The organism is Oceanobacillus caeni (assembly GCF_019037185.1).
Taxonomy (GTDB): domain Bacteria; phylum Bacillota; class Bacilli; order Bacillales; family Amphibacillaceae; genus Oceanobacillus; species Oceanobacillus caeni.
Genome location: NZ_JAHHXM010000002.1, coordinates 23,189 through 45,777, shown reverse-complemented (window position 1 = coordinate 45,777; position 22,589 = coordinate 23,189). Strand labels below are relative to the sequence as shown.

The following is a 22,589-nucleotide window of genomic DNA, read 5'->3' as shown; positions in this document are numbered from 1 at the left end:
ATTCAGTCTCTTTTCCAAACGATACGTTTATTAACCTGCTACTACACTAATAATAACTCCAATTGCAAAAATGGCTACGAAGAAAACAAATGAGCCAACAAATCCCTTGATGGAATCTACAACATCATTACTATGTTTTGATTGTGGATTATTTTCGAATTCGTTCACTTTTACCCCTCCTGTTACCATCATTAGTATAAAATAATAAGTTGAAAAAATCTACTTATCATTATAAAAATTTTCCATATATAACAATTTTAACATAATTATTACTTTATTACTTAAATTAGAAAGACTTTACATCTATATAATTTTTGAGAAGACATATGCTATAAGTGATTGAGCATCATCTTTAAACAAATATCGTTTAACATATAGTTTCTAGAGCTATATGTTAAACGTTGATATAGATTCTGGAGGGAAATTGCTTAAGAATTATGGTCAAAAATATTTCCCTCCATTTACTTCTTGATATAACTTAATATACAATTTACCATATAAGTATTCAAATAAAAACTTAAAAAGTTCAATTTTAGAAAGTAATGGTGTATATAAATGTCATATCTAGAAGTATTAAAAGAACTGAAAACGAACAAAATAGCTCCAGTATATTTGCTATATGGATCAGAGGATTTTTTTATTGAAAATATTAAAAAAGAAATTATCATTCGGGTACTTGGAGAAGATAAGGAAAATTTATCTACCTATGATTTAGAGGAAGTTCCAATTCAAGAAGTAATAGGGGATGTTGAAACATATCCTTTTTTTGGTGAAAAAAAATTAATTATTGCTTCAAACCCGGTATTTTTAAAAGCAAAACCCGATAAGACCCCTTTTGAACATGATTTGGATAGCCTTATAACCTACCTGGAAAATCCAGTTGACTATTCCATTTTTGTAATAATTGCTCCGTATGAAAAAATAGATGAACGAAAAAAAGTTAGTAAAGTACTTAAAAAACACGCTAAATATGTAAATTGTGAAGCCATTAAAGAAAAAGATGTATCAAGTTGGATCCAATCTTTAGCGAGTCAATTTCATATTACAATGGAACGTGATGCAGTAGAGATGATTGAAAACGAATTATCAACTAATTTGCAATTATTGGAAAGTGAACTAAAGAAATTTTCTACATTTGTCGGTGAGGGAGGTCTTGTTACAAAAGAAGTAGTAGAAAATCTCATTTCCCATACATCGAATATTTCCTCTTTAAGATTAGTTGATGCCGTTATAGATAGAAATTTACATAAAGCAATTTCTATTTTTAAAGATTTAGAAAAAATGAATGAAGAACCTATCGCGTTAATTGGGTTACTTGCATTCCAATTTAGAATGATATTACGCGTGAAATTGTTAAAGCAAAAAGGCTATACCCAATTTCAAATGCAGAAGCAGTTAGGGGCTCACCCTTATGTTATTAAGATTGCTTTAAGCAGGGAAAAACAATTTTCGGTTCAAAAATTAGAGAGTATTATAGACAAATTAGCGAATACAGATGCTGTGATGAAACAAGGGAATATGGATAAACAACTTTCGTTTGAACTTCTTTTATATGATTTAATAAATGCTTAACTAAAAAAACGATCCAGATGGATCGTTTTTTTAGTTAAGCAGTAATACTATTTACTTTTTTCACTAAGCGTGATTTTTGACGGTTTCCATTATTTTTATGGATAATCCCTTTTTGTACAGCTTTGTCAATTTGTTTAACAGTAGCTGTAAGTGCTGTTTTTGCAGCATCAATATCTTTAGCTTCTACTAATTTTTCAACATTTTTAATAGCAGTACGCATTTCAGATTTTTGAGATTGGTTAGCTGAACGTTTTTTATTATTAATGTCAACACGTTTAATTGCAGATTTAATATTTGCCATGTATTTCACCTCCTAAATAGGACACGGTAAGACTTTCATTTTTCAAATTTATGTTTATAGAGTCTACCATTTATTACTTGCAGGTTAACATATGATATTTTACCAAAGGAACTCTCTCTTTTCAATAAATTTCTTACATGCGGATAAAATTTTAATAATTATATTAAACAACCCTTCACAAGAAATCGTATTGTTTTTGCTAAATTGTTCATTCTAATAATAAGAAAATGGGAAAGGAATGTCATCGTATGCGAAATAACAATGAACAAGAACAAGTATACCAGGTAAGAACAGATTTAGCTGTTGAAGCGAGAGATATGTATGTAAAGTCGGAGCAAAAAAAGAAACAGAAAAAAAAATCAGAAGAAATAAAAGGCGTAACGTTTAAAGAAAGAGATCAGGAGGGTGTTAAAATATCTTATGTTGATATTGATGAAGAGGGAGCAAAATTAGTAGGTAAGAAACCCGGTTCTTATGTAACTATATATGCTGATGGGGTCAAAAGACAGGATACGAAACGTCAGGAAGTTGCAGCAAAGATCCTTGCTCGTGAACTCGAAACATTAGTAGAAAAAAATGAAATCCCAAGGGATGGAACGGGATTAATTGTTGGCCTTGGTAATTGGAATGTTACACCCGATGCACTTGGACCGATGGCTGTAGAAAAAGCGTTAGTAACGAGTCATTTATTTAGACTTGAATTTGAATCTGTTGCAGAAGGGTATCGTCCAGTAGCTGCTGTAACACCAGGGGTAATGGGGGTTACAGGTATAGAAACAAGTGACATTATTTTTGGTATTGTAGAAAAGTTTCAACCAGATTTTATTATTGCGATTGATGCGTTAGCTTCCAGGTCGATTGAAAGAATTAATGAGACGATACAGCTTTCAGATTCAGGTATCCACCCCGGATCTGGTGTTGGTAATAAACGTAAGGAATTGAGTAAAGAAACTCTAGGAGTTCCGGTAATTGCGGTTGGTGTACCAACAGTAGTAGATGCCGTTACAATAACTAGTGATACGATAGATTTTATTTTAAAACATTTTGGTAGAGAGTGGAATGAAAAAGATAGACCATCTAAAGCATTAGCCCCAGCTGGAATGACATTTGGAGGAAAGGAATTTACGGATGAGGATCTTCCAGATGAACAAAAAAGACAAACCTTTATGGGGATTGTCGGTACTTTATCGGAGGAAGAAAAACGTAAATTAATTCAAGAAGTATTAACTCCACTAGGACATAATCTTATGGTTACCCCAAAAGAAGTAGATGGTTTTATGATTGATATGGCAAATCTTATTGCAGAAGGAATTAACGCTGCATTACATGAAAAAGTAGATGTCACTAATTTCGCCCAGTACTCTAGATGATAAATGATCTCCCTATTATTTTTGATAGAAAGGATACGAAAAGTGTTCTACTTTCTAACTGGTTCTCATAGATTTTACTAGGAGTGCCATTAGAAAGAGGTGGAAGAATGAGTTCCAAAAGTAAATTTCCAAAGAACCGTCCGTTTCGTTTTTATAAAAAAGGTGGATTATATCTAACGAGTGTTATCGTTTTATTTGTGCTAATTGGATTATTAACTACTATTCAACCAGCTTATCGTATATCTTCAGGTACGATAACAAAATGGACAAACGATATAGATGGCTCTGTTTTTCTCCATTTACTTGGAATGGAAAATAGAGCTTTTAATCAGGCTTTTCCGGAAGAGACCCCATTACCTAGTTGGTCATCTTCGTTATTTCAAGTAGCAACAAGTATTAAACCAAAGGATCCGAGAAGCTTATTAGGTAATGAAATTCCTGGTTTCTCCATCTATGATAGTCAAATCTTAATTGCAGGTGAAGGAACAGATTATACAAACCTCCCTTATGAATCTTCTCCTCCATTAGAAGAAGTATTAAAAGATAGAGAGGCAATTGTAGAGACGGAAGAAGATGAGGTAAAAGAAGAGGAGAATTCACAATCAACAGGTGATAGAAAAGTCGTTTATATCTATAACTCACATAACCGAGAATCTTTTCTACCTCATTTACCAGATGTAAACGATCCTGATCAAGCACACCATTCCAAAGTGAATATTACTATGGTAAGTGATAGATTGGCTAAATCTTTAGAGGCAAAAGGAATAGGTGCAGAAGTAGAAGATAAAGATATAGGAAATCTTTTAGATGAAAAAGGAATGGAATACTGGCAATCCTATGAAGCTTCTAGAGGTGTTGTTCAAGAAGCATTTGCTGCTAATAAAGATATACAATTTTCTTTTGATTTACATCGAGATGCATTGAATAGAAAGCACACCACAAAGGAAATGGAAGGAAAAGATTACGCAAGAATTATTTTTGTTGTTGGTGAAGACCACCCTAAATTTGAAAAGAATTTACAGCTAGCAACTGAATTGCATTATTTATTAGAGGAGAAATACCCAGGATTGAGTCGCGGTGTACTAAGAAAAGGTGGATCAGGGACAAATGGAATCTTCAACCAGGACTTATCAGAAAATGCACTATTAATTGAATTTGGTGGACCGGAAAATAATTTAGATGAAATGTATCGTTCAGCCGATGCTTTTGCAGAAGTGTTTAGTAAATATTATTGGGATGCTGAGTCCGTTGAAGGGGATTCTTAAGGGGGAAGTATAAATGGTCCGTGTTCTTATAACGGTGTTACTATTGGCTGTTTTTTTCCTATCTGGAACGTTATATGGGATAAATCAAAGTGGTGAAGAAAAAAGTATGGCATCGAATGAAAATGTAATAAATGGAAATGAAATAGAAGAAAAATTAGTAGAAGAAAAAATAATTACAGAAAAAGATATAGAAACAGTAAAGCAAGAGAATGTGACACCAACAGTAGATCAGGACCTTATGATGATGGAAAACGAATTCCACTTAACCCAGAAAACAGCTTCATTTCTTGAAACAAGTGTTCAGGGGTTTTATGAAGTGGTAGTCGGAATCATGTATCATGTAGCTGACATATTTTTTTGATAAAGCTAAAATGTATGGAGGCTAATGTATGTTCTTGATTGAATATCCCACATTCAATTGCTATAATCAACTTTATTGATTATTCTTGGCAGATAGGAAAGTATAAAACTTTCTTACTGAATAAGTGCAACCAAGGCATTCGCCGAACTAAATAGCGAATGCCAAGTTTTTTAAGAGTCTGATGTTTTAAAAACTGTATGAAGAACCTCTATAGAATTTGTAGGAGTGAGCAATAGAATGGGGAGCAAAAGAAGAAAGGTACGTAATTTTTCAATAATAGCGCATATCGATCATGGAAAATCTACATTGGCTGATAGAATTTTAGAAAACACGCAAACTGTTTCTAAAAGAGAGATGAAGGAACAACTTCTCGATGGGATGGATCTGGAACGTGAGCGTGGTATTACCATTAAATTAAACGCAGTACAGCTTAAATATCTCAGTAAAAATGGAGAAGAATATATTTTTCATTTAATTGATACACCTGGACACGTCGATTTTACTTATGAAGTATCTCGAAGCCTTGCAGCTTGCGAAGGTGCCATTCTTGTAGTCGATGCAGCACAGGGAATTGAAGCACAAACACTTGCTAACGTATATTTAGCAATGGAAAATGATTTAGAAATTATTCCAGTAATCAATAAAATCGACCTACCAAGCGCGGATCCTGATAGAGTTAAACAAGAATTAGAGGATGTTCTTGGAATTGATGGTGACGATGCCATCTTAGCATCAGCAAAAGCTAATATCGGTATTGAGGATATTTTAGAAAGAATTGTAGAAGTAGTTCCAGAACCGGCTGGTGATGAAAATGAACCTCTAAAAGCACTTATATTTGATTCTTTATATGATTCTTACCGTGGTGTAATTGCTTATGTTTGTATAAAAGAAGGGTCCATTAAAGTTGGTGATAAAATAAAAATGATGGCGACAGATAAGGAATATGAAGTAAATGAAGTCGGAGTATTTACACCGAAAGCTACTTCACGTGATGAACTCACAGTAGGGGATGTTGGATTTATAACAGCTTCCATCAAGAGTGTAGGGGATATTCATGTTGGGGATACGATTACCAATGCCAATCGTCCCGCAGAGGAAGCTTTACCTGGGTATCGTCGTTTAAATCCGATGGTATATTGTGGCCTTTATCCTGTTGATTCAAATGATTATAACGATTTAAGAGAAGCATTAGAGCGACTAGAGTTAAATGATTCATCACTTCAATATGAGCCTGAAACGTCACAAGCGTTAGGATTTGGTTTTCGTTGCGGATTCCTAGGATTATTGCATATGGAAATCATCCAAGAGCGTATTGAAAGGGAATTTAATATTAATCTAATTACAACTGCTCCAAGCGTTATTTTCGAAGTAGAGAAGACAGACGGTGAAACGATTTCTGTAGATAACCCATCTGAAATGCCAGATCCACAAAAAATACAAGAAATTAGCGAACCATATGTTAAAGCTACAATAATGGTTCCTAATGATTATGTTGGGGCAGTAATGGAGATTTCCCAGAAAAAACGCGGGAACTTCATCGATATGCAGTATTTAGATGATATTCGTGTCAATGTTATTTACCATATTCCGCTTTCTGAAATAGTGTATGATTTCTTTGATCAATTGAAATCACAAACAAAAGGATATGCATCCTTTGATTACGAGTTAATCGGCTATCAACCATCAAAACTAGTTAAAATGGACATTTTACTTAATGGTGATACGATTGATGCTTTATCCTTTATTGTTCATCATGATTTTGCTTATACTCGTGGGAAACAAATAGTAGATAAATTAAAGGAATTAATTCCGAGACAGCAATTTGAAGTTCCGGTTCAAGCTGCTATCGGGAATAAAATTATTGCACGTTCAACCATTAAAGCAGTAAGAAAAGATGTAACTGCAAAACTTTACGGTGGAGATATCTCACGTAAACGTAAATTGTTGGAGAAACAAAAAGAAGGTAAAAAGCGGATGAAAATGGTCGGTTCCGTTGAAGTACCGCAAGAAGCGTTTATGGCGGTACTCGAAATGGGAGAAGATTAAGGTCTAACGAAGGGGAAAACTTAGGGGACTAGGTTTTCCTTTTTGTCTTTGTTAATTAGGAGATGATAAAAATGGAACAAGAAGTTCAATCCGTATATATTCATATTCCTTTCTGTACGCAAATCTGTCATTATTGTGATTTTGTTAAGTTTTTCTATAATGAAAAGTTGGCAACGGAATATATAGATGCGTTAATAAATGAAATAAATATGAATATCAAAGGGAAATATAATAACGTACGGACATTATATATTGGTGGTGGTACACCTACAGCGCTAAATTATAAGCAATTGAAATTTTTACTTGAGTTTTTAAACAAAAAATTTGACATGGATTCTTGTGAGGAATTTACAATTGAAGTGAATCCAGGAGATATCGATCAAGAAAAGGCAAAATTATTAAAAGAAAATGGTGTTTCCAGAATTTCTTTTGGAGTGCAAGTAATGGACGATCAACTACTAAAGGAAATTGGTAGGGTCCACCGTGTCAAAGATGTTTATAAAACCGTAGATTTGTTCCGCCAATATCATTTTAGCAATATAAGCCTTGATTTGATGTATGCATTACCAAATCAATCAGTCGAACAGTTTCAGCATTCATTAGATTTAGCATTACAATTTGACCTACCGCATTATGCGACTTATGGGTTACAAATTGAACCAAAAACGGTTTTTTATTTAAAACATAAAAAAGGACAACTCAACCGTCCAACCGAAGAAGCCGAAATAGAAATGTATCAGATTCTTAGGAGTACAATGAACGGAAACGGTATTCACCAATATGAGATTAGTAATTTTGCAAAGCCTGGGTTTGAAAGTAAACATAATTTAAATTATTGGAGTAATGACTATTATTATGGCTTTGGTGCAGGCGCGCATGGGTATTTGCCTGGAAGAAGAATAACCAATTTACGTCCTTTGCCAGCTTATGTTAAGAAAGCAATGAAAGATGGACATCCAATTTTAGAAGAAGAACGCATTACGCTTAAGGAAAACATTGAGGAAGAAATATTTTTGGGTCTAAGAAGAATGGAAGGATTAAGTAAAAAACAATTCCAGGCTAAATTTGGGTTCACCTTAGATTTATTATTTAAAGAACAAATAAAAAAGTTTATTAAAATGGATTTATTATACGTAAACAATGAAACACTATATTTAACGGAAAGTGGTCTACTTTTAGCAAATAAAGTATTTGAAGAATTTATGTTAGAAGATTCTGATTTACAACGGATTTATTGACAAAAAATATGGGATTTGATAATTTATTATTAGTATTAGCACTCAAATGATACGAGTGCTAACAGGGGTGATCAAAATGCTAACAGAAAGGCAATTATTAGTATTACAAATAATTATTGATGACTTCATCGAAACTGCCCATCCGGTTGGCTCCCGTGCCCTATCTAAAAAAGGAAGTATTCCATACAGTGCTGCTACAATAAGAAATGATATGGCAGATCTAGAGGATATGGGATTTTTAGAGAAAACACATTCATCCTCAGGGAGAATCCCTTCTGAAAAAGGGTACCGATATTATGTGGATCATCTTATCGCTCCTTTATCGAGTGAACAAAATATTAGGATTATCCGAAACATAATGAAAGAGGGTATTTATGAGTTTGAACAAATTGTTCAAATGTCTGCTGAGGTGTTATCTGAATTAACCAATTATACTTCTATTATTTTAGGTCCAGAATTAAGTGAAACGAAATTAAAACAATTGGAAATATTGCCTTTATCCACCCATACAGCTGTTGCCATTTTAGTGACAGATACGGGGCATGTAGAGCATCGTTCCTTTACAGTCCCAGGGAAAATTGATTTGTCTGATCTAGAAAAAGTAGTTAATATCTTAAATGATCGATTAAAAGGTGTTCCTATCATTCGATTAGAGGAAGTTTTTCAAAAGGAGATAGTTGGTCTTTTAAAACGTTATATAGATGACTTTGGATCTTCTCAGCATTATTTACAGGCTATTATTTCACAAAGTAATCCAGTGAAAGTATATATTGGTGGAAAATCTAATATATTAATGCAACCAGAATTTAATGATGTTGATAAAATAAGATCATTCTATTCCATGATTGAAAATGAAAATGAAATAGCTAATTTATTAAAAAGTAAAAAAGATGGTATCGGTGTTTCCATTGGTAACGAAAATAAGGTTGAAGCAATAAAGGATCTAAGTTTAATAACTGCAACCTATCAACTTGGTAAAGACCAAATGGGGACTATAGCTCTATTAGGACCTACTCGAATGGAGTATAAAAAGGTTATATCACTATTATCAAGTTTATCTAAGGAATTATCAGAAGCTCTTTATAAATGGTATAAGACTTCTGAATAGGATTTTTGCTTAGAATGTGGTAGGGTATACCTGCCACATTCCTTGTGGTTGCTTATGATTATTTAAATATAAAAATAAATTTGTTTTACATTAGTGTGATTTTTGAACAAAAACAGCTGATGGAATCTTAAAAATGGAGGTGGCAATAATGGAAGAAAAGAATAATGCAGTGGATGCAGAATTAGTGGAAGAACAAGATAAACAAGTTGATAATGAACCTGTTGAGACTAACAATGAACAATCTACTAACGAATTAGAAGAAAAAATTAATCTACTACAATCAGAAAAAGAAGAAATATATAATCGACTGTTAAGACTGCAAGCAGAATTTGATAATTATAAGAAACGCACGCTTAAAGAACGTGAAGCAGATAGAAAATATAAAGCTCAAGATTTAGTTCAAGAACTATTACCTGCTATTGATAATTTTGAACGTGCATTACAAGTAGAAGTTACTGAGGAAACAAAAAGCTTAATTGATGGGATTACGATGGTACACAAGCAACTCATAGAAGCATTAAAGTCCCAGGGTGTGGAAATAATTGAGACAGAAGGAAAAGACTTTGATCCGAATCTTCACCATGCTGTCATGCAAGTAGAAGATGACTCTATTGAATCGGATAAAATTGTAGAAGAATTGCAAAGAGGCTATATGTTAAATGATCGGGTGATTCGACCTGCGATGGTAAAGGTAAATAAATAAGCTTCTAGTAGTTAAGGAGGAAATATTACAATGAGCAAAATAATAGGAATTGACTTAGGAACAACAAACTCATGTGTATCTGTTATGGAGGGAGGAGAAGCGGTAGTTATTCCTAACCCTGAGGGAAACCGTACAACTCCATCTGTAGTGGCGTTTAAAAATGGAGAAAGACAAGTTGGGGAAGTTGCAAAACGTCAAGCGATAACGAATCCAAATACTATCCAATCCATTAAACGTCATATGGGAACAGATTATAAAGAAACCATTGAAGGAAAAGATTATACGCCACAAGAGGTTTCAGCTATTATCTTACAACATATTAAATCGTATGCTGAAGATTATATTGGTGAAAAAGTAGATAAAGCGGTTATTACTGTACCAGCGTATTTTAATGATTCTGAACGTCAAGCAACAAAAGATGCTGGTAGAATTGCTGGTCTTGAAGTAGAACGTATTATTAACGAACCAACTGCCGCAGCTTTAGCATATGGTATTGATAAGGATGATCAAGATCAAACAATTTTAGTTTTTGACCTTGGTGGTGGTACATTTGATGTTTCTATCCTTGATATCGGAGATGGAACTTTTGAAGTTGTAGCTACTGCTGGTGATAATCGTCTAGGTGGAGATGATTTCGACCAAGTAATCATTGATTATTTAGTGGAAGAATTTAAGAAGGAAAATGGAATTGACTTATCCCTTGATAAAATGGCTGTTCAACGTCTAAAAGATGCAGCAGAAAAGGCGAAAAAAGATTTATCTGGTGTAACCCAAACGCAAATTTCATTACCATTTATTACAGCTGGAGAAGCTGGACCTTTACACTTGGAAATGAGTCTATCTCGTGCAAAATTTGAAGAATTATCTTCTGAATTAGTAGAGCGTACGATGGTCCCTACTCGCAAAGCTTTATCTGATGCTGGTTATTCAAATAGTGATATTGATAAAGTTATTCTTGTAGGTGGTTCAACTCGTATCCCTGCAGTGCAAGAAGCAATTAAAAATGAGATTGGAAAAGAGCCATCTAAAGGAGTTAACCCTGATGAAGTTGTAGCGTTAGGTGCTGCTATTCAAGGTGGGGTACTTCAAGGTGATGTGAAAGACGTATTATTACTAGATGTTACACCACTTTCACTTGGTATTGAAACAATGGGTGGGGTATTTACGAAATTAATTGAACGTAATACAACAATCCCTACAAGCCATTCACAAGTATTTTCAACTGCTGCAGATAATCAAACTGCTGTTGATATCCATGTGTTGCAAGGTGAACGAGAAATGGCAGCTAATAACAAAACGCTTGGTCGCTTCCAATTAACTGATATTCCACCTGCACCAAGAGGTGTACCTCAAATCGAAGTATCTTTTGATATTGATGCTAATGGTATTGTTAATGTCCGTGCGAAAGATTTAGGAACAAATAAAGAACAGTCTATTACTATCCAATCATCTTCTGGTCTTTCTGATGAAGAAATTGATCGTATGGTAAAAGAAGCAGAAGAAAATGCAGAAGAAGATAAAAAACGTCGTGAAGAAGTAGATCTTCGTAACGAGGCTGATCAACTTGTATTTACAACAGATAAGACATTAAAAGACCTTGGAGATAAAGTTTCTGATAGTGAAAAACAAGAAGCTGAAACTGCTAAGGAAGAGTTGAAAAAAGCTTTAGAAGGAAATGATTTAGAGCAAATTAAAGCGAAGAAAGAATCGTTACAAGAAAAAGTACAACAACTCTCTGTAAAATTATATGAGCAAGCTCAAGCACAAGCGGCTCAAGGTCAAGGTGAACAAACCTCAAATAACGCAGATGACGATGTTGTAGATGCAGATTATCAAGAAGTTGATGATGATAAAGACAATAAGTAATTTGTAATATATTTATTTTAAATAAAAGTCAAAGTCAGGGCTATCTTGGCTTTGACTTTTTTAGGCAGATAGGAAAGTATAGAAACTTTCCCGTTTGGGGCTCCGGTTACACGCCCCACCGTACAGATCTGCATAAGTCCAACTTTGGCATTAGCTAAAGCCTAATAGCGAAGCCAAGTTTTTAAAATAGGATATTTGCCATTATAAGCAAAATGATGATAATATAAAATCTATGCTAAAGTGTGTCGGGAGAGTGAATTACTGTGAGTAAGCGAGATTATTATGAGGTATTAGGAATTGACAAAGGCGCATCAAAAGAAGAAATAAAAAAGGCTTATCGGAAGTTAGCAAGAAAATATCACCCTGATGTAAGTAAAGAAGAAGATGCTGAAGAAAAATTCAAGGAAGTAAAAGAGGCATATGAAGTTTTAAGTGATGAAAATAAACGTGCCCAATATGATCAATTCGGCCATTCGGCGACTAACGGTCAAGGTTTTGGAGGCTTTGGAGGAGCAGAAGACTTTGGTGGTTTTGGTGATATTTTTGATATGTTCTTTGGTGGTGGAAGAAGACGAGATCCTAATGCGCCACAACAAGGAAATGATTTACAGTACTCCGTCGTGTTAGAATTCCATGAAGCCATTTTTGGTAAAGAAATGGATATACGTGTTCCAAAAGAAGAAACTTGCGAAACGTGCCATGGATCAGGGGCAAAACCTGGGACAAAAGTTGAAACTTGTTCCCATTGTCATGGTAGCGGTCAATTGAACCAAGAACAGAATACACCTTTTGGCAGAGTCGTAAACCGCAGAGTTTGTCATTATTGTAATGGTTCTGGGAAGTTGATTAAGGAAAAATGTAATACTTGTGGTGGAAACGGTCGTGTGAAGAAAAATAAAAAAATCCATATCAATATCCCCGCAGGTATAGATGAAGGACAACAAATACGTGTAGCTGGAAAAGGGGAACCAGGAATTAATGGTGGTCCTGCAGGTGACTTATTTGTCGTTATTCATGTTAGGGATCATGACTTCTTTGAACGTGAAGGGGACGACATCCATTGTGAACTACCAATAAATTTTGCTCAAGCAGCGTTAGGCGATGAGTTAGAGGTACCGACTGTACATGGAAAAGTGAAATTAAAAGTACCTGCTGGAACCCAGACAGGAAAGATGTTTCGCCTAAAAGGAAAAGGAGCGCCAAATGTACGTGGACGCGGCCAAGGAGATCAAATTATCAAAGTTAGGGTAGTAACTCCAATGAATTTAACGGAAAAGCAAAAAGACTTAATCAGAGAATTTAATGAATTAGGTGGGAACGATTCAACAGAAGAACAGGATAATTCCATTTTTAAACGTTTTAGAAATGCTTTTAAAAACTAGTTCAATTTATATTGGATTGAATAAGTTTCACTTTATAGAATGGGTGCGTGATCCGTATGAAATGGTCTGAAATAAGTATTCATACAACCAATGAAGCAATAGAACCAATCTCTAACATATTACACGAAACGGGTGCAAGTGGATTAGTCATTGAAGATTCTCAGGATTTTGATGCAATTAGAAATGCGCCATTTGGTGAAGTGTATGAGTTAAATCCAGATGACTATCCAGATGAAGGTGTACGGATTAAAGCTTATTTACCACTAAATAGTTTTTTAATAGAAACAGTTGAGGAAATCAAACAGGCCATTAATAACTTATTAGTTTATGATATTGATATTGGTCCTAATAAAGTAACTATTAGTGAAGTTAAAGAAGAGGACTGGGCTCACGCCTGGAAAAAATATTATCATCCAGTCAAAATCTCTCAAAAAGTCACCATTAAACCAACTTGGGAAGAATATACACCAGTTTCTAGTGATGAAGTCATCATTGAATTGGATCCTGGTATGGCTTTCGGTACAGGAACCCATCCAACAACGGTATTAAGCATTCAGTCTTTGGAGCAGTATGTTAATAAAGATGATACTGTAATTGATGTAGGTAGTGGTTCCGGTGTATTAAGCATAGCCTCTGCTTTATTGGGTGCGAAAGAAGTTTTCGCGTATGATTTAGATGATGTTGCAGTTAAAAGTACAGAAGAAAACGTAAAGTTAAATGGGTTAGAAAATAAAATTACAGCTAAACAAAATAATTTATTAGATAATGTTGATATGAAAGTTGATGTTGTTGTATCTAATATTTTGGCTGAAATTATAGTTCGATTTGTAGAAGAAGCATGGAATAATTTAAAAAAAGGCGGATTTTTTATTACCTCAGGTATTATTCAAAATAAGAAAGAACTGGTTAAAGACAAATTAAAGGAAAAAGGTTTTGAAATTATTGCAATGAATGAAATGGAAGGCTGGATTTCTATTGTTGCTAAAAAGAATAGTTAGCGTTTCTAGGCGGGAAAAGAAAGCTTAAACTTTCTTTCCTGTATAAAGAAGACTTCCATCAATGAGGGGGTTCCACATCCCCCGCTGATGGTTAGTCGCATTGCTCATTTAGGTGGGATAAATGAATTAAAGTATTTTCCGGGCCAATAGCAGATGCCAAGTTTTCTAATAAAGTAGGTGTATAAATGCAACGGTATTTTATTCCGAAAAAAGCATGGTATGACGATAGAATTAGGATTACTGGTGACGATGTACACCATATAACAAGAGTAATGCGTTTTACAGTTGGCGAAAAAATCATTTGTAATGATGAAAATGGCGTAGCTGCCCAATGTGAAATTTTGGAAATCGATAAAGACTTTGTCGTTGTAGCTATACTTCATTGGTTAGAAGAAAATAATGAATTACCAATTGAAGTGACAATTGTTCACGGTATACCAAAAGCTGATAAATTTGAGATTGTGTTACAAAAAGGTACTGAACTTGGCGCACATAAGTATATACCTTTTCAATCGGAAAGATCTATTGTCATATGGGATAAGAAAAAATGGGCTAAAAAGTTACAACGTTTTAATAAAATAGTGAAAGAGGCTAGTGAACAAAGTCACCGTTCCTATGTGCCAACCATAAGTAACCCAATGTCAATAACAGAATTAATTGAGGAAAGTTCGCAATATGATTTAAAAATATTTGCCTATGAGGAAGAAGCTAAAGTAAATAACTATCATACGTTTGGTTCCATTTTGAAACAAATAAATTCGAATCAAAAATTATTGGTTTGTATTGGTCCAGAGGGTGGCTTTTCAGAGGAAGAAGCTAATATATTAAAAGTGAACGATTTTCATCCAATACGATTAGGGCCAAGGATATTACGTACGGAGACGGCACCATTGTATGCGTTATCCGCCATTTCCTACCATTTTGAAGAACAATAAAAAGTCGAAAAGGACGGTAAATATGAATACAAATCTTGCAAAATATATTGATCATACCCTATTAAAACCAGAATCAACAAAAAAACAAATTGATAAAATTATCGAAGAAGCAATACAATATGAGTTTGCTTCTGTATGTATTAATCCTACATGGGTTGCTCATTGTTATGAACGACTAAAGAATACTTCGGTAAAGGTTTGTACAGTTATAGGTTTTCCTCTAGGTGCAACATCTACAGAAACGAAAGTATTTGAAACAATGCAAGCAATTAAAGATGGTGCTACAGAAGTGGATATGGTCATAAACATTGGTGAATTAAAATCGGGAAATTTAGAAAAGGTAAAAAATGATATAGTAGCTGTAGTTCAAGCGACTAAAGGGGATGCTTTGACGAAAGTGATTATCGAAACATCGCTTTTAACGGATGAGGAAAAAATAACGGCATGTAAACTTGCAAAAGAAGCCGGTGCTAACTACGTTAAAACTTCAACGGGTTTTTCGAATGGTGGGGCAACGATTGAGGATATTAGGTTAATGCGTGAAACAGTTGGCCCAGATATGGGGGTAAAAGCATCTGGCGGTGTTCGAGATTTACAAACGATGAAAGCGATGATAGAAGCTGGTGCAACCCGCATCGGTGCTAGCGCCGGTGTGGAGATTTTAAAGGGGAATGAAGGAGTGGATGGATATTAATAAGATTGCCCATCTTACTTAATATTACATTCATACACATGTGAATAATCAGTTGACCTATTAATATTATTATATTATACTTTATAGTGGCATATATGAAATAATACATGTCATTAAATTTTTGGTTCTTTGCTTCGGAGGGAGGGAAATTAGCATGTCAAATACAACTCGCGTTCGTAAAAACGAGTCTCTTGAAGATGCTCTTCGTCGCTTTAAACGTAGTGTGTCAAAAAGTGGTACACTATCAGAATATCGTAAGCGTGAATACTATGAAAAACCTAGCGTTCGCCGTAAGAAAAAATCTGAAGCTGCTAGAAAGCGTAAATATTAAAGAGGGTGCGGACTCATGTCATTACTCGAAAAATTAAACGAAGATATGAAGCAAGCGATGAAGAATAGAGATAAAGAAACGCTAGGCGTCATTCGCATGATAAAAGCTTCAATACAGAATGAATCGATTAAACTTGGAAAAGATACACTAACAGAAGATGAAGATTTAACCATCTTGTCTAGAGAGGTAAAACAAAGAAAAGATTCCCTCCAAGAATTTAAATCTGCTGGACGCGATGATCTTGTTAAAAAAATGGAAACAGAGATTTCTATCGTTCAAAGATATATGCCTGAACAACTTTCTGAGGGAGAGCTCTCAGAAATAATTCAGCAAACGATTCAGGAAGTAAATGCAACAACTAAGAAAGATATGGGGAAAGTCATGAGCGCAGTAATGCCGAAAGTGAAAGGTAAAGCTGACGGTTCCCAGATAAAAGATATTGTTTTAAAATATTTAAATTAAGAAAAAGGTTCTTATCTTTAGATAGGAACCTTTTTTGGCAGTTAGGAAAGAATCAAAATCTTTCTCGTCTACAAAAGTGCAACTATAGTATTCATCTAACCTAATAGCTGATGCCACGATTTCCAATTATATGGGTAAACCCTATATATTCCACCTAAATGGGCAACAAGACTCTCTTCTTAAGCTTCTAGGAAAGAAGGTAAGGTGGTGGATGAAGGAAAACCCCTACTGATGAAAATTTACTTTATATGAAACTTTTTGAAATAGTTTCCGTATTACTTATTAAAGGAGGTGATAATATTTGCGGAATAACTTCATAAAATTATACATAGTTCTGATAGGGATTGTTTTTTCTTTTTCTTTCTTCAACGTACAAGAAGTAGTTCATGCGAATAAAGATGATGGAAGTGGTAAAACAGTTTATGTCATTCCAATCGAACGAGAGGTAGAACGTGGTTTAGAAGCTTTTCTAAAAAGAACAACCAATGAGGCAATGGAATCGGGTGCAGATCATATTATTTTTGAAATTGATACACCTGGTGGAAGAGTTGATTCAGCTGGTCAAATTGGTACAATACTACAGGATTTAAAGGTTCCTACCACTTCGTTTATTATTAATGAAGCATTATCCGCGGGGTCTTACATTGCATTAAATACAGATAAAATTTATTTTGTACCACATGCGACAATGGGAGCGAGTGGGGTAATAAATGGAGATGGTACTGCTGCTGATGAAAAGGCACAGTCAGCTTGGAAAAAAAGAATGGCAGCAGCAGCGGAATCAAAAGGTAGGGATCCAATCTATGCAGAAGCTATGGCCGATTCTAGTATAGATTTGCCAGAGTACGGTGCTCCTGAAGGTTCATTTTTAACGTTGGGGCCAACGGATGCATTGGAAGTAGGTTATGCGGAAGGAATAGTAAACGATAGGGTGGAACTACTCCATCATTTAGGTTTGGATAACGCTACAATTATTGAAACAAATCCTACATTAGCGGAAGAAGTAGCAAGGTTTTTAACGAATCCTATTGTATACTCCATATTACTATCAATAGCAAGTCTTGGTCTTATTGTTGAATTATATTCACCGGGTTTTGGTATTCCTGGTATTATGGGCTTAACAGCATTACTTCTCTTTTTCTATGGACATATCGTTGCTGGGTTAGCAGGAATGGAAGCAATTATATTATTGTTATTAGGTATTGCTCTTATTGTTGCAGAGCTTTTCGTTCCCGGTGGTATACTTGGAATACTTGGTATAGGAGCTATTCTTGTTTCCTTATTCATGTCTGGTTATGATATTGGTCAAATGTCTATAAGTGTTGGAATTGCGTTCTTGGTAGCCGTTATTGCAAGTATCATTTTACTTAGAAGAATAGGTATGGATAAGGGGGTTTTTAGACATATCATTCTTAAGGATAGTACATCCACTGAATTAGGGTATGTTTCCTATTCCAACCGATTGGAGCTTGTAGATAAAGAAGGTATAGCCGTAACTTCCTTAAGACCCTCAGGAATAGCTGATATTGAAGATGAGCGTGTTGATGTTGTTTCAGATGGTAGCTTTATTGACAAAGGAAGTCAAATAAAAGTAGTGAAGGTAGAAGGTGTAAGAGTTGTTGTAAGAGAAAAAAACAATTATTAGGAGGAAATTAGATGTTGATTTACGATTTAATGCCGCTTATAATCATTGCAATTATTATCATTGCGGTAGTTATATTATTTACATTTATTCCAGTAGCACTTTGGATTAGCGCATTAGCAGCTGGGGTAAAAGTTAGTATTTTCACGTTAGTTGGTATGCGTTTACGTCGAGTAGTGCCGAACAGGGTTATTAACCCATTAATTAAAGCTCATAAGGCAGGATTAAATGTGAAAATTAACCAACTAGAGAGTCATTATTTAGCAGGTGGGAATGTTGACCGTGTTGTTAATGCGTTAATTGCTGCACACCGAGCGAATATTGAGCTTAGCTTTGAAAGGGCAGCAGCAATTGATTTAGCAGGTCGTGATGTTCTTGAAGCGGTACAAATGAGTGTTAACCCAGAAGTGATTGAAACTCCTTTTATTTCTGGTATTGCTATTGATGGTATAGAAGTGAAGGCAAAAGCAAGAATAACTGTTCGTGCCAATATTGATCGTTTAGTCGGTGGTGCCGGCGAAGAAACCATCATTGCTCGTGTAGGTGAAGGGGTTGTTAGTACAATCGGTGGTTCTGAAACACATGCAAAAGTACTAGAAAATCCTGACTCTATTTCTCATACTGTATTAGAAAAGGGACTTGATGCTGGAACAGCGTTTGAAATCCTATCCATTGATATTGCAGATGTGGACATCGGTAAAAACATTGGAGCTATTTTACAAACTGACCAGGCTGAAGCAGATAAAAATATTGCACAGGCTAAAGCAGAGGAACGTCGTGCAATGGCAGTAGCTCAAGAACAAGAAATGGTGGCCCGTGTTCAAGAAATGCGTGCTAGAGTAGTAGAAGCGGAAGCAGATGTACCGCTAGCATTAGCAGAAGCACTTCGCTCTGGAAAAATGGGTGTCATGGACTATCTAAATTACCAAAATATCAATGCAGATACTGATATGCGCGATTCTATTGGTAAATTGTCTAAAGAAAATGATGACGATCATGAAAATAATTAATCACTTCCATGTGAAAGGAAGGGTAACATGGATGCAATATTAGATGCGATTTTTAGTAACTTCTTTTTAATTCTAGTTATCCTCTCAGGAATATTTAGTTTTTTTAAAAAGAATGCTGAAGAACAAAAGAAAAATAAAAAGCCTAATAAGCCAAAAACTATACCGAAAACAGTCCAAACTTCTTCAAGGAAGACACAAACAACGAATAAAAGACCTGTTTACACTTCCAAAATGGAAGATACAATGGAAGAATCCGTACAACAGCCTTCTATTGGGGAACAACAAAAAGCCCAAATGGAACGTTTAGCCAAAAAAATTAATACAAATAAAGAAATTGGTCGAACAATAGAACAAGGTCCGAGCTTCTCAAATTCTGAAATATTGAAAACCAAGAAGATCAAGAAACGTTCAGATTTTAATATGCAATTAAAAAGCAATGACCTAGTTCAGGGTATTATTTTGTCCGAAGTATTAGGTTCACCGCGTTCAAAGAAACCTTACCGTTCTGTTATAAAGGAAAGAAAAGTAAAATAAAATAATGAAGAATGCCACCAGCGAAGAAATTATTTATAGCTGGTGGCTTTTTTAATTTCTTGATTAATGGATTAGTTAAGTTCTTAACTATTTATTTGATACATAAGATGGAAATGAGAGGGGGATGCATACGTGAAAAAATTCAGGCAACGTGTCCAATCATTATTAATTAATTCTTTTGCACTTCCTTCTGATGTGATCCTTGAGTTACCTCGGATTACAGTAATTGGACAGATTCACGTGTATATAGAAAATCACCAAGGGTTGGTAACGTATTCTGACACGGAATTAAAATTAAAAGTGAATAAAGGATATGTTCAGATTAAAGGGAATTCATTTGTTTTAAAAATGATGCTACCCGAAGAAATCTTATTAGAAGGCACCATAACGGATATTAAATTTTTATCCAATTAATTTTGTTGTAGCAATAGGAGGAGGAAATGAGACAGGTACAGGGGACTTTTTTTAGCGGGTATGTCACGATTCTAGTTAAAGGAAATTATCCTGAATTATTTTTCCAAGAATGTACAAAAAAAGGGATAACCGTTTGGAATATAAGAAAAGTTGAACAAGATGCTTGTGAAGGTAATGTTAGATTGAAAGATATTAGTCATTTAAGATTAATTATTAGGGGCACACATTATAAATTAACTTTTATTAATAAGAAAGGTTACCCTTTTATCTTCAATAGATTTATTAAGAAAAGACCCCTCTTATTAGCAATCTTTTTAAGTGTCTTATTAGCTTTTTTCTTATCTAATATTCTTTGGAAAGTGGAGATTACCGGTGTACCTAAAGATATTGAAGAAAAAATAATTAAACAATTAGATGAATATGGAATTCATCGAGGTGCTTGGATGTTCTCCATAGACCAACCTAATTTAATTCAGCAAAAATTAGTTGAAGATGTTCCTGAACTCTTATGGGTTGGTGTAAATCAAAGAGGGACAACCTATTCCCTTGAAGGAGTAGAAAAACTAATTGTTAAGGAAGAGGAAAAACAAGGGCCTCGAAATCTTATAGCTACAAAAAAGGGTGTAATAAAAAAAATGTATGTAGCTAAAGGACTTCCGATGGTTCAAGTAAATGATTATGTTGAACCGGGAGATTTACTAGTATCGGGCAAAATTAGTTCGAATGATCAAGAGGAAGAAAGTGAGAAAGAGAAGGAGAAAAAAGTTAATTATGTTGCCGCAGAAGGAGAAATTACTGCTGAGACTTGGTATGAAGTAAAAGTTGCATCCCCCATAGAATATAGTTATGAAGAACTGACAGGCAATAAAGAAACCAAATATTATATTCAAATTGCGGATTTTAAATTTCCGGTTTGGGGTTTCGGAGATCCAGAATATGAACAAATTCATTATGATACGAAAGTAAGTTCGATTAATTTTTTGAAGTGGGAATTGCCGATAAAAATTGTAGATACCGTTCTAAGTGAGAAGGTATCCTATAAAGGAGAAAGAACAAAAGAAGAAGCAATCCAAACAGGAATGGAACAAGCTAGGTCAGAATTATTGTTAAAGTTAGGAAAAGATGCCAAAATAATGTCAGAAAAAGTTTTGCATGAACGTATGGAGAATGGTAAAGTTAAAATGAATATAATATTTACAGTTGAGGAAAATATTGCACGTGTACAACCTATAAAGTGAAACACACTCAGGTGGGGATCTTATCCTGACTGAATGTTAGTTGAACTTATCAGGGCTCTACTGGCTGCCTGTCCCGATAAATGGGGTATTGCGGACAGTTAAGACGTGATAAATCAAGGAGATTAGCTATGGCTGAACATTTAACAGAAATTAATTTGCATGTTGCAGATCCTAATGAAGCATTGGCTTTATTTGGTACTAATGACAAACACTTGAAATTAATAGAAAAGAAACTACAGGTCTCTATTGTATCAAGAGGTGAACTTGTTAGGGTTTCAGGTGATGATTACGCAATTAAGCTTGTGCAAGAAATTTTAACAAGCCTATTAACCATTGTCAGGAAAGGAATTACTATTTCTGAACGTGACATCGTTTATGCTGTTGATTTAGCTAAGGTAGGGAAAATTAATCAATTAGAAACGCTTTTTGAAGATGAAATCACAAAAAATGCAAACGGTAAATCGATTAGAGTTAAAACCCTTGGTCAGAAGAATTACATTTCAGCAATTAAATCTAAAGATTTGGTATTTGGAATTGGTCCAGCTGGAACTGGTAAAACTTATTTAGCTGTTGTTATGGCTGTACATGCATTAAAAAAAGGAGAAGTAAAACGAATTATCCTTACTCGTCCAGCAGTTGAAGCTGGCGAAAGCCTTGGTTTTTTACCAGGGGATTTGAAAGAAAAAGTTGATCCTTATTTACGTCCTTTATATGATGCATTACATGATGTTTTAGGGGCAGAACATACTTTGCGCCTAGTCGAAAGGGAAACGATTGAAATTGCTCCATTAGCGTATATGCGAGGAAGAACATTGGATGATGCATTTGTAATATTAGATGAAGCACAAAATACAACAACGGCACAAATGAAAATGTTCTTAACGAGGTTAGGGTTTGGTTCCAAAATGGTTATTACAGGAGATATCACACAAATTGATTTACCTAAAGGGGCCACATCTGGATTAAAAGTTGCTAAAGACTTATTAACAGATGTCAAAGATATTTCGTTTGTATATTTACAACAATCAGATGTAGTTAGACATCCTTTGGTACAGAAAATAATTGAAGCCTATGAAAAAGCGATTCATGATATACAATAAGATGTAAGACCCTCGCATC

Annotated in this window: 23 protein-coding genes; 21 read left to right on the top strand and 2 right to left on the bottom strand. The window is 34.6% G+C overall.

Annotated elements, in window-relative coordinates; genetic code table 11:
* Positions 1-30: 30 nt before the first annotated feature.
* Entirely contained in the window at positions 31-168 is a 138-nt protein-coding gene (locus KM885_RS01640; RefSeq protein WP_047183778.1) for a YqzM family protein, read from the bottom strand.
* A gap of 387 nt (positions 169-555) precedes the next feature.
* Between KM885_RS01640 and holA the strand changes: the two genes are divergently transcribed.
* Positions 556-1,572 (top strand): DNA polymerase III subunit delta, encoded by a 1,017-nt coding sequence (gene holA / locus KM885_RS01635; protein ID WP_216883469.1) that lies wholly within the window; start codon positions 556-558, stop codon positions 1,570-1,572.
* A gap of 34 nt (positions 1,573-1,606) precedes the next feature.
* On the opposite strand, the gene rpsT is transcribed toward holA, so the two are convergent.
* On the bottom strand, positions 1,607-1,873 hold the full coding sequence (gene rpsT / locus KM885_RS01630; protein ID WP_060668327.1) for a 30S ribosomal protein S20: 267 nt from the start codon (positions 1,871-1,873) through the stop codon (positions 1,607-1,609).
* Positions 1,874-2,121: 248 nt separating this feature from the next.
* On the opposite strand from rpsT, the gene gpr reads away from it, so the two are divergent.
* The 20 genes from gpr to KM885_RS01530 all read left to right on the top strand — a co-directional run bounded on the left by gpr (position 2,122) and on the right by KM885_RS01530 (position 22,570).
* Positions 2,122-3,243, top strand: a complete 1,122-nt coding sequence (gene gpr, locus KM885_RS01625) for a GPR endopeptidase (RefSeq protein ID WP_216883468.1) — start codon at positions 2,122-2,124, stop codon at positions 3,241-3,243.
* A gap of 107 nt (positions 3,244-3,350) precedes the next feature.
* Positions 3,351-4,508 (top strand): stage II sporulation protein P, encoded by a 1,158-nt coding sequence (gene spoIIP, locus KM885_RS01620; protein ID WP_204798684.1) that lies wholly within the window; start codon positions 3,351-3,353, stop codon positions 4,506-4,508.
* A gap of 13 nt (positions 4,509-4,521) precedes the next feature.
* Positions 4,522-4,869: a hypothetical protein gene (locus KM885_RS01615; protein WP_060668329.1), complete on the top strand. Its 348-nt coding sequence runs from the start codon at positions 4,522-4,524 to the stop codon at positions 4,867-4,869.
* 237 nt (positions 4,870-5,106) lie between these two features.
* On the top strand, positions 5,107-6,915 hold the full coding sequence (gene lepA / locus KM885_RS01610) for a translation elongation factor 4 (RefSeq protein ID WP_047183784.1): 1,809 nt from the start codon (positions 5,107-5,109) through the stop codon (positions 6,913-6,915).
* Between the two features lie 71 nt (positions 6,916-6,986).
* Positions 6,987-8,153 (top strand): radical SAM family heme chaperone HemW, encoded by a 1,167-nt coding sequence (hemW, locus tag KM885_RS01605; RefSeq protein ID WP_047183785.1) that lies wholly within the window; start codon positions 6,987-6,989, stop codon positions 8,151-8,153.
* Between the two features lie 76 nt (positions 8,154-8,229).
* Positions 8,230-9,261, top strand: a complete 1,032-nt coding sequence (gene hrcA / locus KM885_RS01600) for a heat-inducible transcriptional repressor HrcA (RefSeq protein WP_047183786.1) — start codon at positions 8,230-8,232, stop codon at positions 9,259-9,261.
* Between the two features lie 148 nt (positions 9,262-9,409).
* On the top strand, positions 9,410-9,964 hold the full coding sequence (grpE, locus tag KM885_RS01595) for a nucleotide exchange factor GrpE (RefSeq protein WP_047183787.1): 555 nt from the start codon (positions 9,410-9,412) through the stop codon (positions 9,962-9,964).
* 30 nt (positions 9,965-9,994) lie between these two features.
* Positions 9,995-11,830 (top strand): molecular chaperone DnaK, encoded by a 1,836-nt coding sequence (gene dnaK, locus KM885_RS01590; protein WP_047183788.1) that lies wholly within the window; start codon positions 9,995-9,997, stop codon positions 11,828-11,830.
* 263 nt (positions 11,831-12,093) lie between these two features.
* Entirely contained in the window at positions 12,094-13,212 is a 1,119-nt protein-coding gene (gene dnaJ / locus KM885_RS01585; RefSeq protein ID WP_204798687.1) for a molecular chaperone DnaJ, read from the top strand.
* Between the two features lie 56 nt (positions 13,213-13,268).
* Complete coding sequence (gene prmA, locus KM885_RS01580) at positions 13,269-14,210, top strand: 50S ribosomal protein L11 methyltransferase (protein WP_204798688.1); 942 nt, start codon at positions 13,269-13,271, stop codon at positions 14,208-14,210.
* 185 nt (positions 14,211-14,395) lie between these two features.
* Positions 14,396-15,145 (top strand): 16S rRNA (uracil(1498)-N(3))-methyltransferase, encoded by a 750-nt coding sequence (locus KM885_RS01575; protein ID WP_047183791.1) that lies wholly within the window; start codon positions 14,396-14,398, stop codon positions 15,143-15,145.
* A gap of 22 nt (positions 15,146-15,167) precedes the next feature.
* A complete protein-coding gene (gene deoC / locus KM885_RS01570) occupies positions 15,168-15,839 on the top strand; it encodes a deoxyribose-phosphate aldolase (protein WP_047183792.1) in 672 nt (223 codons plus the stop codon).
* Positions 15,840-15,993: 154 nt separating this feature from the next.
* Positions 15,994-16,170 carry a 30S ribosomal protein S21 gene (rpsU, locus tag KM885_RS01565; RefSeq protein ID WP_047183793.1) on the top strand — a complete coding sequence of 59 codons (177 nt, stop codon included), beginning with the start codon at positions 15,994-15,996 and terminating at the stop codon, positions 16,168-16,170.
* Positions 16,171-16,185: 15 nt separating this feature from the next.
* Positions 16,186-16,632, top strand: coding sequence for a GatB/YqeY domain-containing protein (locus KM885_RS01560; RefSeq protein ID WP_047183794.1), 447 nt, complete (start codon positions 16,186-16,188; stop codon positions 16,630-16,632).
* 301 nt (positions 16,633-16,933) lie between these two features.
* Complete coding sequence (locus tag KM885_RS01555) at positions 16,934-18,277, top strand: NfeD family protein (protein ID WP_244986878.1); 1,344 nt, start codon at positions 16,934-16,936, stop codon at positions 18,275-18,277.
* Between the two features lie 11 nt (positions 18,278-18,288).
* Complete coding sequence (gene floA / locus KM885_RS01550) at positions 18,289-19,284, top strand: flotillin-like protein FloA (protein WP_047183795.1); 996 nt, start codon at positions 18,289-18,291, stop codon at positions 19,282-19,284.
* A gap of 27 nt (positions 19,285-19,311) precedes the next feature.
* The gene (locus KM885_RS01545) at positions 19,312-19,818 is read left to right on the top strand and encodes a hypothetical protein (protein WP_047183796.1); all 507 of its coding nucleotides are present in this window, start codon (positions 19,312-19,314) and stop codon (positions 19,816-19,818) included.
* 132 nt (positions 19,819-19,950) lie between these two features.
* On the top strand, positions 19,951-20,232 hold the full coding sequence (gene yqfC, locus KM885_RS01540; RefSeq protein WP_047183797.1) for a sporulation protein YqfC: 282 nt from the start codon (positions 19,951-19,953) through the stop codon (positions 20,230-20,232).
* Positions 20,233-20,258: 26 nt separating this feature from the next.
* Entirely contained in the window at positions 20,259-21,470 is a 1,212-nt protein-coding gene (gene yqfD, locus KM885_RS01535; protein ID WP_047183798.1) for a sporulation protein YqfD, read from the top strand.
* A 128-nt stretch (positions 21,471-21,598) separates the two neighbouring features.
* Positions 21,599-22,570, top strand: coding sequence for a PhoH family protein (locus KM885_RS01530; protein WP_047183799.1), 972 nt, complete (start codon positions 21,599-21,601; stop codon positions 22,568-22,570).
* The last annotated feature ends 19 nt before the right edge of the window (positions 22,571-22,589 follow it).